At 37.7% G+C, this 14,721-nt stretch carries 11 protein-coding genes; 10 read left to right on the top strand and 1 reads right to left on the bottom strand.

Annotated features, from left to right (window positions below; translation table 11 throughout):
• Positions 1 to 109: 109 nt before the first annotated feature.
• Genes AQF98_RS21135 through AQF98_RS21125 form a run of 3 tightly spaced genes read left to right on the top strand, consistent with a single transcriptional unit; the run spans position 110 to position 4,090 of the window.
• The gene (locus AQF98_RS21135; protein ID WP_055133956.1) at positions 110 to 1,870 is read left to right on the top strand and encodes a sensor histidine kinase; all 1,761 of its coding nucleotides are present in this window, start codon (positions 110 to 112) and stop codon (positions 1,868 to 1,870) included.
• 4 nt (positions 1,871 to 1,874) lie between these two features.
• Positions 1,875 to 2,624: a LytTR family DNA-binding domain-containing protein gene (locus tag AQF98_RS21130; RefSeq protein WP_055133955.1), complete on the top strand. Its 750-nt coding sequence runs from the start codon at positions 1,875 to 1,877 to the stop codon at positions 2,622 to 2,624.
• A 35-nt stretch (positions 2,625 to 2,659) separates the two neighbouring features.
• Entirely contained in the window at positions 2,660 to 4,090 is a 1,431-nt protein-coding gene (locus AQF98_RS21125) for a TlpA disulfide reductase family protein (RefSeq protein ID WP_082435221.1), read from the top strand.
• Between the two features lie 36 nt (positions 4,091 to 4,126).
• On the opposite strand, the gene AQF98_RS21120 is transcribed toward AQF98_RS21125, so the two are convergent.
• A complete protein-coding gene (locus AQF98_RS21120) occupies positions 4,127 to 5,860 on the bottom strand; it encodes a serine hydrolase (protein WP_082435219.1) in 1,734 nt (577 codons plus the stop codon).
• Positions 5,861 to 6,060: 200 nt separating this feature from the next.
• Between AQF98_RS21120 and AQF98_RS21115 the strand changes: the two genes are divergently transcribed.
• The 7 genes from AQF98_RS21115 (at position 6,061) to AQF98_RS21085 (ending at position 14,712) form a co-directional block, all read left to right on the top strand.
• Positions 6,061 to 7,308 (top strand): efflux RND transporter periplasmic adaptor subunit, encoded by a 1,248-nt coding sequence (locus AQF98_RS21115; protein WP_055133952.1) that lies wholly within the window; start codon positions 6,061 to 6,063, stop codon positions 7,306 to 7,308.
• A gap of 4 nt (positions 7,309 to 7,312) precedes the next feature.
• Positions 7,313 to 8,770, top strand: a complete 1,458-nt coding sequence (locus AQF98_RS21110) for a TolC family protein (RefSeq protein WP_055133995.1) — start codon at positions 7,313 to 7,315, stop codon at positions 8,768 to 8,770.
• Between the two features lie 183 nt (positions 8,771 to 8,953).
• Positions 8,954 to 9,619, top strand: a complete 666-nt coding sequence (locus AQF98_RS21105) for an ABC transporter ATP-binding protein (protein ID WP_055133951.1) — start codon at positions 8,954 to 8,956, stop codon at positions 9,617 to 9,619.
• A gap of 7 nt (positions 9,620 to 9,626) precedes the next feature.
• Complete coding sequence (locus AQF98_RS21100) at positions 9,627 to 10,865, top strand: ABC transporter permease (RefSeq protein ID WP_055133994.1); 1,239 nt, start codon at positions 9,627 to 9,629, stop codon at positions 10,863 to 10,865.
• A gap of 17 nt (positions 10,866 to 10,882) precedes the next feature.
• The gene (locus AQF98_RS21095) at positions 10,883 to 12,067 is read left to right on the top strand and encodes an ABC transporter permease (RefSeq protein ID WP_055133950.1); all 1,185 of its coding nucleotides are present in this window, start codon (positions 10,883 to 10,885) and stop codon (positions 12,065 to 12,067) included.
• Positions 12,068 to 12,089: 22 nt separating this feature from the next.
• Entirely contained in the window at positions 12,090 to 13,463 is a 1,374-nt protein-coding gene (locus tag AQF98_RS21090) for a sigma-54 dependent transcriptional regulator (protein ID WP_055133949.1), read from the top strand.
• The gene (locus tag AQF98_RS21085) at positions 13,447 to 14,712 is read left to right on the top strand and encodes a PAS domain-containing sensor histidine kinase (RefSeq protein WP_055133948.1); all 1,266 of its coding nucleotides are present in this window, start codon (positions 13,447 to 13,449) and stop codon (positions 14,710 to 14,712) included. The genes AQF98_RS21090 and AQF98_RS21085 overlap by 17 nt, the downstream gene beginning before the upstream one ends.
• The last annotated feature ends 9 nt before the right edge of the window (positions 14,713 to 14,721 follow it).

The raw sequence follows: 14,721 nt of genomic DNA, 5'->3' as shown, positions 1-14,721 counted from the left end.
ATTCTAGATCATTTCTACCAAATGCTCAATTGTAATTGTTACCTTGTTTAATTTCTGGCAAGTTTGTATTGTAATTAAATGCAACGCCAACTTCATACAAAAAAGACCGATGAACCGCTATCAACAAGCTATGATTTTATTGTTTTTCCTATTTTTTTGGAATGGGAAGGATATCATTAATCAGGCGGTTGCGCAAAGTAAAACTGGCACTCCATTTGGCCATCAATTTATTTTTGAAATGGTGACCACACAAAAGCGGACCATGATTAGTGAACCCGTTATTGTTGGGGTTAGCGACACAGCCATTTATCGCATTTTTGATCGATTTAAACAAAATACCAAAAATGGATTAGTTCAATCGGCACCAAAAACACCACTGTTGTTAGGAGTCAAATTAAATCCTTCATTGGTAAAGTATTTTTCTGCAATGATTCAATCTATTTCTAAAGAATACCAGAGCTTTATCATTTCAGATAGTACCGATGCAGTATTAATTGCAATGGGTATCAATAGTACAAACGTAAAAGATTACAGCTATCATGTAGTAGAAAATGATAGCATTGAAATTGTACCTTGGTCGCCCATTCCGAAATTGGCAAAGGAATATGGGGCCAAAGCAGCTTATGGCTTTTTGGGAAAATACAATGCGCCAGGTAAAAGGATAATGATCGAGGTTGTTAATCGCAAGAATTATCATATTCGAGATGGCGTTATTTTCGATTGGCGGGTAAATTTTAGACCCATTGTTACCCAGATTACGGTTGATGTACCTAACGGATATTTTAATTTGGCCTATACCAATATTAACCGAGGTTATGCCACTCGATTCGATCCAAAAACTGAGTTGCCACTAAACCTTAAATTCCCTGTAGATAGCGTGGAAAGATTAGTTCTTAAGTTTAAAAAGCAGGAAACTTTGGTGCAAGCAGTTTATCTCGTGAAAAGTTTAAATGGGAAAAGAGATACTTCTCGGATAGATTTCGTTGACCAGTATGGCTATTTCTCTTTAGAAGCTGAACATTTTGCCAAACCCGGACATTACGAACTTTTGGTTAAGCAACAAGAAAAAGTACCCATCTGGGATGATACCAAAATGGTAAAAATCCCTTTCGATGTACTTCTAGCACCTGTTTTTGCCAATCGGTTTTCGTTTCAACAGTTAGTTATTTATTTGGGCGCAGCTTTGGTAGCCTTTATTTTATTATTGATAGGCTTCCAGTATTACAACAAACAAAAATTGTTAAAGGTGCAACAACAGCGACAAACGGCGCAATTGAAACTTAAAACAATCCGTTCGCAATTGAACCCTCATTTTATGTTCAATGCTTTAAGTTCTATCCAAAATCTGATGAATAAAAATGAGTTGTTACCCGCCAATCATTACCTCTCCAAATTTGCAGGTTTAACCAGAAAAATATTAACCAATAGCGAGCAAGAAATGATCAGTTTACAAGAAGAGATACAGCTTACAGAGGAGTATCTACAAATGGAGCAGCTTCGTTTCGGCTTTCAATATCAATTGGAAATAGATGCCAATATTGATGTGGCCAATATCGAAATCCCGACCTTACTGTTACAACCATTTATTGAAAACGCCATCAAACATGGCATCACTTTATTAAAAGAAAAAGGAAGAATTTTAATTGGTATTGCTCAACAAGACAGCAATCTGATTTTAAAAATAAACGACAATGGCAAGGGTTTTAATCCCACGCCAAAAAATCATCATGAATTATCTTTTGGATTAAAACTTAGTCAGGAACGCATTGCGCTGCTCAATCAAATCTATAAAGACCAACCTACCTTATTGCAAATTAATTCTATACCTGGCAACACTACCATTAGCATTACCTTAACCCATTGGATCTAAGCTTATGAACTGCATTATCATCGACGACGAAAACAATAATATTGAAAATCTGCAAAACATATTGGCTACATGGTGCCCGCAAGTTACTGTGGTAGCTACTGCAGGTACTGTAGCCGAGGCAAAGACCGCCATAGCACTTCATCAGCCTAATCTTTTATTCTTAGATATCCAATTACATGACGAGTCGGGTTTTGATCTTTTAAAAGCGCTTCAAACTATAGATTTTGAAGTCATTTTTGTAACAGCATACGATCAATATGGCATTCAAGCGGTTAAGTTTTCTGCATTAGATTACCTTTTAAAACCTATTGCCATTTCGGAGCTTCAACAGGCCATTGCCAAAGCAGCTAATAAAATTGCCAACAAACAGCAGAACCTAAATGTGGAGAATTTATTGAACTTTATTCAAAAAACTCAAAAAGAGGCTCCAAAAATTGCCTTACCAACTTTACAAGAAACAAGGTATGTAAAAGTCAATGAAATTGTACGTTGCGAAGCGTCTAATAATTACACCAATTTTATTCTCCAAAATGGTGATGAAGTATTGGTCTGTAAAACCCTAAAAGAATTTACGGAGCTCTTAAAACCCTATCAATTCCATCGTCCACACCAATCGCATTTGGTCAACTTCCATTTCGTTAAAAGCTTATTGAAAGAAGACGGGGGAACTTTATTACTCGATGATCAATCTAAAATCCCCATTTCCAGACAAAACCTAGAAAGCATTAAAAAAGCACTTCAAACGATTGGCTAACCAATCGTCAACCTATTACTTATTCCATTAAAAAAATGAAAAGAATTTTATTTCTAATGGCCATTTTATGCGCCATGCAATCTACTTTTGCCCAATCTATCAAAGTGCAACAAGTTGTCATTACCGGAAAGGTCATTAACACCAGTACAACTACACCAAAGGCCATTAAAGCTAATTTTTTTAACCCACTTAAGCACAATGGCCTCAGTGTAAAACTAAATGATCGTTACGAATTTAAGGTAGCAGAAGAAATGATCTTCGCCCAGACCATGACGGTACATTATGCCGATTATTTCATCTATCTCTATGTAGCACCAGGCGATTCGGTTCACTTAACCATTGATGCCACTTTATTGACCAAAAAGGATTTTTCTTGGCTTAAAATAACAGGAGATCATGGTACCATTAGCGATCAGCTTAATAAAGCCAACCGATATTTAGATCAACTGCCTTACCATAAATATGATTATAGCCATTCGCCAGCACAGTTGTTGCTCGATTTTAAGGAAGATTATCAGCGTTACCTACTTGCACTAAAAGATTATGCTGCCTTACACCAGCTTGATCCAAAAGCAGTAGAGCTTGCGGCCAGCGAAAGAAAATATGGATTAGCAAACTACATTTCAGATTACGATAACAATGACAAAGCCGCAACTATCAAGCTGTTTGGAGATGCATTTTTTGGTAAAGATGATCCAAAGAATTTTCAATCGCAGATGTTTCCCTATTATTTAGCAGATTATTTACGCCGCCTTACCGGAGCTGATACCACTATTGCAGCAGCTACTAAAGCACACCAGTTCTTAACCGCCATACAAAAGGGAACGAAGATATTGTTAAAGGAAACGAAAGGACCAAGTCGCGATTATATGGTGTATAAATATATAACCTCCTTTCTAAGTCAAAACCCAAAACTTGTTGATTCTATTCCAAACCTTAAAAGCTATTTTACTGATGAGTTATTTTACCAAGAGCTTAAAAATTCAGCGCTCCTTTTACGAGATAACACTTTCCCCATTACCCCAATTAAAGGCATCCAATATTTAGACGCCAATAACAATCCCCAATCAATTCCAGAAACAGATGTATTCCGTTATTTAGCCAAACGCTACCCCAATAAGGTAATTTACATTGATGTTTTTGCAACCTGGTGCGTACCCTGCCGTTTAGAGTTTCAAAGTACTCCTAGCCTGCACCAATCTTTTGCAGATAAAGATGTTGTTTTCGTTAATCTCTGCTTACAATCTGATGTAGCTGCCTGGCAAAAAATGATCAAGACAGAAGCCATTAAAGGTGAAAACTATTACTTGGATAATGATGCCACCAAGCTGTTTATGGGTATATACAGATTAGATGGTTACCCAACGTACATTTTGGTTAAAAAAGATGGTAAAATCAGTACTACTCGTGCACCAAGGCCTTCGCAACCAGCATTGGTACACAAAGCAATTACCCAACTTCTATAAAATAGCTCTTCCAATAAACAGTGGGCAGTTCACTGTTTATTGGATCAATTGAAGCATATAATCGCCAATCCTTTGAGCAGCCCTATCGTAATTGCTCAATACCACAATATGATAGCCTTGATCTACTGTACTGTAAGAAACTGCATTCACACCAGGTGCACCTCCAGAGTGCCCTATAACTTTACCCAAAGCAGTGTTTCTGAGTTGAAAGCCATAGCCATAACCTTTGTTCATATAATCTGTAAACAGCAGTTTTTTCGATGATTCGGAAACCAATTTATTGTTGAGCAATGCAAGTGCAAAGCGATAAAGATCGCCAACTGTACTATACCCACCACCTGCAGAAGAACCCCTAATGCCACTGCTGTTATTGTTGTCTTTATAAGTACCATCAGCCTGTAAAATATAACCAAAGGCAATATTTGCAGGTGCTTGAGCCAGATTGTATCTATCAGTGTATTTCATGCCCGATGGTTGGTAAATGTGTTGCTTTACATAATCAAAATAGTTTTGATGCGCCACTTCTTCTATAACCACACCCAATAAAACCATTCCAGAATTGCTATAAGACCAATCGGTACCCGGCTTAAAAGCTAGGTGATCTCCTTTAATATAAGGCTTAAATTCTTTCAGCTGACTGATCTTTCCATACCGCAACTGATCGAAGGCCGGGCCAAAGAAATCGCCCAAACCTGAGCTATGGCTCAATAGGTGATGGATAGTTACTTTATTGGTAATTGATGTGGGGAGCCAAGCGGTATCGATGTATTTGCTAATAGGGTCGTCTAACTTCAATTTGCCCTGTTCTACCAATTGCATAATGGCTGTTGCCGTAAACATTTTGTTCATCGAACCAATGTTAAACAGGGTATTGATATTATTTTTAATCCGTGTTGATTTAATGGCATCGCCACAGGCATACTGAAATAAAATCTGATCATTTTTTGCTAAGAGTATGGTGCCCGAAAAGATATTTGTACGGTTCAGCGCTTCGGCAGTTGCCTTCAAAGCAAGTAGCATTTCGGTTTCGTTTTTAAACTTCTGAACTGGGTATTCAGGTACCCGAACTTCATAAACATCCATCTCTACCACCTTATTTTGTTCGTTTAAGGTAAGGCTCAATTCAAAAAAGTTAGTTAACACCTTCCCTTTCAATAAATAAACCCCTCTTCTTTTTCCGGGTTGAAACACAATTTCTTTATACAATTCTACCCCTCCCGTATTTTTATAAATATGAGGGATAGGTTTGGTCTTTTGCAGTTTTTCTGTGACCTGCTCTTGAACAAACTTTGCGAGCAGCTGGGGCTGTTCTACATTGACCGCAGCAATGTAGGCTTGTACTTTACTTTGCAATGCAAGTTTAACTTTTGCTTGTTCTGCAGCACTCAACACAATTTCTGGTAAGGGTTTGTAATCGGGTCTTTTGTCCCAAACATCTTTACCCATTACCACTACACTGTTTATATTGTTTAACGAATCTTTGGTAAAATTTAAGGTAAAGCCAGGATTTTCTTTAGTAGTAAAATTTAGACCTGCTTGCTGATCAAAAAGCATCGTTTTCGAATCCCACAACTGGGTTAGCTTTAATTGTTTGCCTTGCAAGCTAAATTGTAGATACATTTCTTTATTTATCCTAAACTGATAATAACCCTCCAACTGTTTAAGGCCTCCCTTGCCTAGGGTTTGGGCATTTGTAGACTGAACGGTACTCCACATCAATAAAATGATCAGAGATCTGAGCATTAACAGGACAATTGGGTTCTTTTTCATTTCATTTTAGCTTTGGACTAATATAACTAAATATTTCGTTTCAAATAATTTATTGTTTTTGCCCGATTACAAACAAAACGTTCGATATCGGGCGTTTTTCATGTTGTGATATTTTATAATTAACTATAAATCAAAGCATTAACTGTGGCACTGGTCTTGTAAAGCACATGGAGCGCTTACGAGATTAATAAAAATTGTAAATGGATACACAGATTGAAGAAAAGGTTATTAACCGAAAAAAGAAGAAACGGATACTAATTAGCTGCGTAGTGATTGCAATGCTCATTGCAACAGCGTGGTTAATTCGTTATTATTTTAAACCATCGTTAACTAAGGCCGATTTTACCACCGCGAAGGTAACAACAGGCATCATCGAAAATACGATTAATGCTACAGGCGAGGTATTGCCTGAGTTTGAAGAAATTATTGCTAGCCCAATTAGTGCATCTATTAAGAACGTATTAATGGATGCGGGCAACAAAGTAAACAAACGTCAATCGATCCTTACTTTGGATAAATCAATTACACAAACAGCCTATGAGAAACTTCGTTTCCAAATGGAATCTAAGGAAAATGAAATTCGTAAGTTAAAACTCGACCTTGAGAAAAGCTTTTTTGATATTAAATCCAATAATTCCATCAAGCAGTTGCGCATTAGCAATTTAAAAGATGCCGTTTCTTCTGCAAAAAGGTTGCTTAATGCAGGAGGTGGTACCAAAGAAGATGTAGAACGTGCCCAGCTCGATTTAAAAGTTGCAGAGCTTGAGCAATTGCAATTGGAGAATGAAATCAAAAGCAAGCAACAAACGATGAAAATCGAAATTAGAGAAGCGGAAATTTCTCTAGCCATACAAAGAAGTGATTTAGATGCCTTAAAACGAAAACTTGATTTAGCCGAAGTGGTAGCCACCCGACAAGGTGTAATTACCTGGGTAAACAAGAATATTGGTGCAAGCATCAACGAAGGCGAAGCATTAGTTCGAATTGCAGATTTAAGCGGTTTTAAGGTTGCAGGTAGCATGTCTGATAATATGCTAGAAAAAGTTAACAACCACATGGCTGCTATTATTCGTGTTGGAGATAAACAGCTTAGAGGAACGATCGTTAACATTTCGCCAGCAGTAAAAAACGGTATTATTTCTTTTGATATCCAATTGAATGATAAAAGCAATGCTGCCTTAAGGCCAAATCAAAAGGTAGATGTGTTTTTAATTACCGACACTCGAAACGGTGTTTTACGTATCGCGAATGGCGCAGCATTCAATGGGTCAAACTTACAAGAGGTATTTGTGATCAAAAATGGAATTGCCGAGCGTAGAACTGTGAAAACAGGCCTGAGTAATTTTGATTATATAGAGATTGTAAGTGGGCTAAAAGAAGGTGATGAAGTAATTACTTCTGATATGGCCTCTTATAAAAATGTTAAAAAGATCACCATTGGAAACTAAGGATATGACGAAGAGAATTTTAGTTTTTATTATCGTGATGATCACAGGCATAAGCGTTCGTGCAGCTTTGGCAGATACCTTAACATTGTCATTAAGTGAAATTGTTGCAATGGCAAAATCGAACTCCATAGCCGCAAAACAAGCAACTACTGTTAAAGAAACTAAATATTGGGAATGGAGAACATTTAAATCCAATTACCAACCGCAGCTATCCTTACAAGGCATTTTGCCGGGTTACAGTAAAACCTATACCCAGGTACAGCAACCTAATGGCACCATTGTTTTTCAGCCCATTCACTATGATAACTCATCACTCACCCTAAATTTTAGCCAAAGCATTGCGGCCACCGGTGGGACCATTTATGGCACTACACAACTCCAACGATTCAGCGATTTTGATCGAAATAATGTGCTATACAATGGAATACCTTATGGAATTGGTTATACGCAACCTTTATTACAGTTTAATAGTTTAAAATGGGACAAGAAAATTGAGCCATTAAAGTTTAATGAGAGTAAACAAGCCTATATAGAAACGCAAGAAAAAATTGCCATTACAGTTACCGAGTATTTTTTTGATCTTTTACTGGCGCAGGTAAATTTGTCTATTGCCGAAACAAACTTTGGTAATACCCAGCGTATATTAACCATTGCTGATACAAAATTTGAGTTAGGTAAGATTTCAAAAAACGAAATCCTTCAATTACAATTAGAAGTGTTAAATGCAAAAAAAGCAGTAGGTACAGCAAATCGAGATGTAGAAATTGCGACTTTAAATCTTCGGAGTTATGCTGGAATTGGTGGAGATGATAAGATTAAGCTCAATATGCCTGGGGTTGTTCAGCAAATGACAGTTGCTGCCGACAAGGTATTGGCAGAGGCTTTTGAAAATAGGTCTGATGCTATTGCATTTGTACGCCGATTGGCGGAGGCCAAAAGAGATGTAGCCAAGGCAAAAGGCGAAAATGGCTTAACAGCTACCCTAAGGGCAAACTTGGGCTTTTCTAATGCAGGCACAAGAATTTTCGACATCTATCGCTCTCCAAAAAACCAACAATCTGTAGAACTGCAACTTTCTATTCCGTTAATGGATTGGGGAAGGTCAAAATCAAGGACAAAAACAGCATTGGCCAACGAGCAGTTTACAACGTATACAGTTGAACAAGATAAACAAACATTTAAACAACAAATCGTAACACAGGTAACCTTGTTTAATATGATGAAAGAGCAGATTTTACTTACCGATGCCGCCGAAAAAATAGCAGCAGAAAAGTATAAAATTGCCAGTGAGCGTTATGTGCTTGGTAACCTAAGCATTACCGATCTGAGCATCGCCTTTCAGGAAAATGACCGAGCAAAACGGGATTATGTCTCATCGCTTAGAGATTTTTGGGCGGCTTATTATCAACTTCGCTATTTGTCATTATATGATTTTGAACAAAATAAAAAAATAACTTATTAATAGAATATTTAAACCTAATTAACAACTACCTATATACAAACAACCTTTATAAGAATGCCTCTGCGAGCCCTTGTTGGTCTGTTTCAGGATCGATCTCCAACACAGACTGACATTGGTTCAAGGTAAAACACAAAAAAATAAAAAAACAACCTATTCATAAATCTTAATTACTAATTATACAATATGATACGTTTACAAAACATTGAAAAAGTATACCGCACAGACACTGTTGAAACCCTCGCCATAAATAGCATTAACCTGAATATTGCTAAAGGTGAATTCCTTTCTATTATGGGACCTTCTGGTTGCGGCAAGAGCACCCTTTTAAATATCATGGGTTTATTGGATGAGCCTTCAAAAGGGGACATCACTATCGACAACCAAGACATCAGCCGCTATTCTGATCAAGAACTGGCTCAGTTCAGGAATAAAAAGTTAGGTTTTATCTTTCAGAGCTATCATTTGATTAACGATTTGCAGGTATTAGACAATGTAGAGTTACCACTGTTATACCGCAATTCGACAGCCAAAGAACGCAAGCAATTAGCTACGGCTGCTTTGGAAAAAGTTGGACTAAGCAACCGTTTAAAGCACTTTCCAAGCCAGTTATCTGGCGGACAACGACAACGTGTGGCAATTGCAAGAGCAATTGTAGGGAATCCGCAAATTATATTGGCTGATGAGCCTACTGGTAATTTGGACAGTGCAATGGGTAATGAAATTATGGAAATCCTAATCAATTTAAATAAAAATGAAGGGACCACCATTGTAATGGTAACTCACGACGAAAACATGGCGAACAAGACACATCGATTGGTTCGCCTATTTGATGGTTCACAAGTTCAATAAGCATCTTATGTTAAAAAATTATTTTAAAATCGCTATTGCGGTATTGAAACGAAGAAAATTCTTCACGTTTATCAGTTTATTCGGAATCAGTTTTACACTAACGATACTCATGGTAGGTGTTGCCTTTCTCGATAAAGTGATTAGCCCAGATTATCCAGACTATAAAAGAGAACGGTCGTTGTATGTGACCACTATGGAAATGTCGAACTCCAAACAAGGGTGGTTAAATAGGTCTGATGTTTCTTTTTATTTTTTAGACCACTACGTGTCTCGACTAAAAAATATAGAAATGATGGCCATTTCTTCTAACGCTCGATCATCTAATGCTTATGTAAATAACAAGAAAATTGTGATAGACTATAAGCATACAAATGCTGATTATTGGAAGGTGTTGGAATATCGTTTTTTAGAAGGAAAACCTTATACGCAAAGTCAAATAGACAATGCCGAGTACGTTGCAGTCATATCTATTAAAACAAAACAAGCGTATTTCGGAGATGAGCCAAAAGTTGTTGGTAAATACATTTCTGCCGACAATATCAACTACCGCGTAATAGGTGTGGTTGATAATGTTCCAAAAACACTTCATGGGCTTGCCGGTGATATGTACTTGCCCTATACCGTGGCAAAAGACAACTACAACAAGTCTGAATTAATGGGCGGCTTTAATGCAGTGCTGCTAGCAAAAACAAAGGCAGATATTCCTAAGCTGAAAGAAGAATTTGATCAGATGATGAAAAAAATTCCAATCCCTACAAATGAGTTTGACACCTTATATAGTCACGCTGATACGTATTTCACCAGTATCACCAGAAGGATAGCAGGTGACGGGAAAGACTCAGGAACTTCGGCTGTAATCGGGATAGTTAGTCTTTTCGTGCTCCTATTTTTATTGTTACCAACCATCAATTTAGTAAACATCAATATCACTCGTATTTTAGAGCGTTCGTCCGAAATCGGAGTTCGAAAGGCTTTCGGTGCTTCTTCTAAAACACTGGTTTATCAGTTCATTGTAGAAAATATGATATTAACCTTTTTGGGGGGGCTAATTGGACTATTTCTTTCGGCATTTGTCATTTATTTTATCAATGATTTACAGCTCATCGAAAATGTCTATTTGAAAATAAATTTTTCTGTGCTGTTGTATAGCTTCATCGCCTGTTTGTTTTTCGGATTGCTATCCGGTGTGTATCCGGCCTGGCGCATGTCTAAGTTAAATGTAGTTAAAGCTTTAAAAGCACAATAACCTAAAAAGAAATTATCATGTTAAAACATTTATTTAAATTAATATGGAATAAACGGAAGCAAAACTTCCTGTTTTTGTCCGAAATCCTTGTTTCGTTTTTAGTCATCTTTGCTGTATTTTCTTTCCTCACCTTTTATTATCAAAATTACACGAAACCTTTAGGCTTTGAGTATAAGCGTGTTTGGGCTGTTAACTATGACAATGAAGGCCTAACGAAGAATACCGACTCACTACAAATATTTTATCACAATTTGAAAAATTCGCTTAAAGCGATGCCACAAATTGAAGAGGTGAGCCTTTCTAGTGCTAACTTTCCATACTCAAACAGCAATATAAGTACTTCCCTAAATAAAGATGGGAAGAGATTTGACTGGGTTAATTCTTATACTGATGCCGAAGACTATGCAAAAGTTTGGAATATAAAACTCATTGCAGGCAGATGGTTTAACGAAGATGATAAAGTGACAAAAAATAAAAGTATCATTATCAATGAAACTTTACAGACTGCCATATTTGGTAAGAGTAGCGCGGTTGGGCAGTTATTGGGCGATTATGGAAATAAGAGCAGAATGAAAGTAATTGGTGTAGTACGAGACATTAAAGCCAATGGCGACTTTTGGCCGGCTGGTAATGCAATGTTCAATAGATCAGATACTTCAGATTTACGATATACTCAAAATATTTTGCTCAAAGTAAACGAAGATGCAAATGCTGCTTTCGAGAGCGAGTTATACAAGTTCATGACCAATACTTTTAAGAATTCGACCATTGGAATTGAGCACCTTACCGAAATGCGTGATGCAAAAAATGAGGTAACAATTATCCCAATGATTATTTTTATCATCATAGCTAGCTTTTTAATCATCAATGTGGCTTTGGGCCTATTTGGTGTAATGTGGTATAACATTAACCAAAGGAAGGGAGAAATTGGGTTGCGACGTGCAATTGGCGCAAGTGGGAATAGTGTTTCTTATCAATTGGTACAAGAAGCTTTAATTTTGGCAACTTTATCGTTAGCAGTGGGCTGTTTCTTTGCCGTTCAGTTCCCACTGCTCAACGTTTTCAATGTACCTTCAAGTGTTTACCTCATTGCCATACTGCTGGCCGTGGTTTTCATTTACTTGCTAGTTTTTGCTTGTGCATTGTATCCGGGTAAACAGGCTGCGGCAATTCATCCCGCTATTGCATTGCACGAAGAATAATACTTTATCTTAACTTCGCATAATGATATTAATTGTTGATGATGATATTGCGGTAAGAACTTCCATGTCGCTGCTTTTAAAAGATGCAGGATATGAAGTTGATACTGCCGATAATGCGATTCAGGCCCTCCAGCTCTTAAAAACTGGAAGGCCTGAACTGGTTATTCTCGACCTCAATTTTTCTATCGATACTTCGGGCAAAGAAGGCATGGACCTCTTGGCCAAGATCAGGGTTTTTAATACCCAAGTTCCAATTATACTCATTACAGGTTGGGCCAGCATTGAACTGGCAGTACAGGGCATGAAATTGGGAGCCAACGATTTCATCAACAAACCCTGGAATAACGATTACGTACTCCAATCTGTACAAACCCTACTCCAATTGGGTGGTAAAAGACCTTTATCGCGCAACCGCAAAGAGCTGGATAAAAAATATAATTTCAAACAGATTATAGGCGAAGACCTCAATCTATTAACCATTTTAGAAACCATTGGCAGGGTAGCCCCTACTAATGCTTCTATTTTAATTACTGGCGAAAGTGGAACTGGCAAAGAACTGATTGCCGAAGCCATCCACGAAAACAGTACCCGTGCTGCCAAACCTTTTGTAAAAGTAAACTTAGGAGGCATTTCTTCTTCTTTGTTTGAAAGTGAAATGTTTGGGCATGTTCGTGGTGCATTTACCGATGCCCGTTTTGATCGGGTTGGACGTTTTGAGATGGCCAATAAAGGAACCATTTTTTTAGATGAGATTGGCGATCTGGAAGCCAGCAGCCAAGTTAAGCTATTACGTGTTTTACAAGACAGAACTTATGAGGTTTTAGGAAGTAGCCGTACCAAAACTGTAGATACCCGAGTGGTGTGTGCCACCAATAAAAACCTGAACGACATGGTGAATGCTGGCTTGTTTAGAGAAGACCTTTTGTATCGGATCAACCTCATTACCATACACTTGCCAGCCTTGCGAGAGCGACCGAACGACATCCCCTTATTGGTTAATTTCTTTATGGGCAACCTCAAAGAAATCTATAATAGACCAGACTTAACAATATCAACTCCAGCCATGCGTTGGTTGCAACAACTTTCCCTACCTGGTAATATCAGACAACTTAAAAATCTGGTAGAACGAACTGTTTTGATCAGTAATACCAACGAGTTGGGTATCGACGATTTTCAGGCACAACTAAATATTGCCCCACTAAAAAATACACCAAGTAAATTACCCGGTGTGGGTACCATGACCCTCGATGAAATGGAAGCTGAAATGGTGAAACAAGCCATGAGCTTTCACAAAAACAGGATCACCAAAGCCGCCGCATCTTTGGGTATCACCAGAAATGCTTTGTACCGTAGATTGGAAAAGTACCAAATCCCTTTCAATGAAACTGAAGACTAAATATATTGTCTTTATTGCAGCCATTCACCTCTTGTGTTTAGTGATGAGCTATTTCATTTTTAGGCAGCATGAAATTGGCTTTTTCATGATTGCAGAAATTGTGATCATCATCTCTATTGTAATTGCTATTAATTTATACCGACAACTGATTAGGCCATTAATTTATTTAAAACAGGGTGTTAATGCCATTAAAGATCAAGATTTTAACGTAAAGTTTTTACCAACGGGTAAAGGAGAAGTTGATGAATTGGTAGATGTGTACAACAAAATGATCGACGCCTTAAGGAATGAACGCACCACACAACAAGAGCAACATTTCTTTTTAGAAAAATTGATCCAGACCTCACCTACAGGCATCATTATTCTAGATTATGATGGAGCACTCAAACAGGTCAATCCAAAAGCGCAATCGATATTAAATGCGCATCCCGAAGTTTTTGAACAGTTAGCAGCAATCCAAACAGGATCATCCAAAATGTTGAAGATAGATGGATTGCGTACCTACAAAATCCAAAAATCTAGGTTTATAGATATGGGTTTTGAAAGGGTCTTCATAATGATGGAAGAAGTAACCGCAGAAATCTTTGCCGCAGAAAAACAGGTGTATAGCAAGGTTATTCGGATGATGGCGCACGAGGTAAATAATACCGTTGGACCAGTAAACTCCATCATTAACATGGCCTTGTTGCAAAAGAACAATTGGGAGCAAGAGCAGAGCCAATTGTTAAAAACAGCTTTACAAGTGGCCATTGACCGCAACCAAAATCTCAATATTTTTATGCGCAATTTTGCAGAGCTGGTTAAGCTGCCAGAAGCGAATAAGAAAAAAGTAGATCTTGTGCTTTTGATTAGATCTGTAGCAGAACTCATGCAATTCTCTACCAATGATAAGGCTATCCGATTTGAGTTTCAGCTTCCTGCAGATCCCTATCTTATTTTTGCCGATGTGCAACAAATGGAGCAGGCCTTGATCAACATTGTAAAAAATGCCATCGATGCTATTGAAACAACAGGCACTATTCAATTCACTTTAGACTTGGCCAGTCGAAAGCTCATTATTAGCAACAATGGTAAGGGCATTGCCGAAAATGATACCGAGCAGTTGTTCAGTCCTTTCTTTAGCACCAAAAAAGACGGACAAGGCATTGGTCTAACCTTGGTAAGGGAAATTTTATTGAACCATGGTTATGAATTTTCTTTAAAAACTGTGGCACCACAATGTACTGAATTTAGCATCCAGTTGAGTTAATGCATTAGT

Origin of the sequence: Pedobacter sp. Hv1 (assembly GCF_001412215.1) — a bacterium.
GTDB lineage: Bacteria > Bacteroidota > Bacteroidia > Sphingobacteriales > Sphingobacteriaceae > Pedobacter.
Note: the sequence above shows the minus strand (reverse complement) of the source record. Positions and strands in the feature narration are given on the sequence as shown.

Bases quoted from the DNA above. Each gene is read 5' to 3' on its own strand.
- AQF98_RS21085 (WP_055133948.1), top strand. From the start codon at position 13,447: ATGAAACTGAAGACTAAATATATTGTCTTTATTGCAGCCATTCACCTC.
- AQF98_RS21130 (WP_055133955.1), top strand. From the start codon at position 1,875: ATGAACTGCATTATCATCGACGACGAAAACAATAATATTGAAAATCTG.
- AQF98_RS21110 (WP_055133995.1), top strand. From the start codon at position 7,313: ATGACGAAGAGAATTTTAGTTTTTATTATCGTGATGATCACAGGCATA.
- AQF98_RS21120 (WP_082435219.1), bottom strand. From the start codon at position 5,860: ATGAAAAAGAACCCAATTGTCCTGTTAATGCTCAGATCTCTGATCATT.
- AQF98_RS21095 (WP_055133950.1), top strand. From the start codon at position 10,883: ATGTTAAAACATTTATTTAAATTAATATGGAATAAACGGAAGCAAAAC.
- AQF98_RS21100 (WP_055133994.1), top strand. From the start codon at position 9,627: ATGTTAAAAAATTATTTTAAAATCGCTATTGCGGTATTGAAACGAAGA.
- AQF98_RS21125 (WP_082435221.1), top strand. From the start codon at position 2,660: ATGAAAAGAATTTTATTTCTAATGGCCATTTTATGCGCCATGCAATCT.
- AQF98_RS21105 (WP_055133951.1), top strand. From the start codon at position 8,954: ATGATACGTTTACAAAACATTGAAAAAGTATACCGCACAGACACTGTT.
- AQF98_RS21090 (WP_055133949.1), top strand. From the start codon at position 12,090: ATGATATTAATTGTTGATGATGATATTGCGGTAAGAACTTCCATGTCG.
- AQF98_RS21135 (WP_055133956.1), top strand. From the start codon at position 110: ATGAACCGCTATCAACAAGCTATGATTTTATTGTTTTTCCTATTTTTT.
- AQF98_RS21115 (WP_055133952.1), top strand. From the start codon at position 6,061: ATGGATACACAGATTGAAGAAAAGGTTATTAACCGAAAAAAGAAGAAA.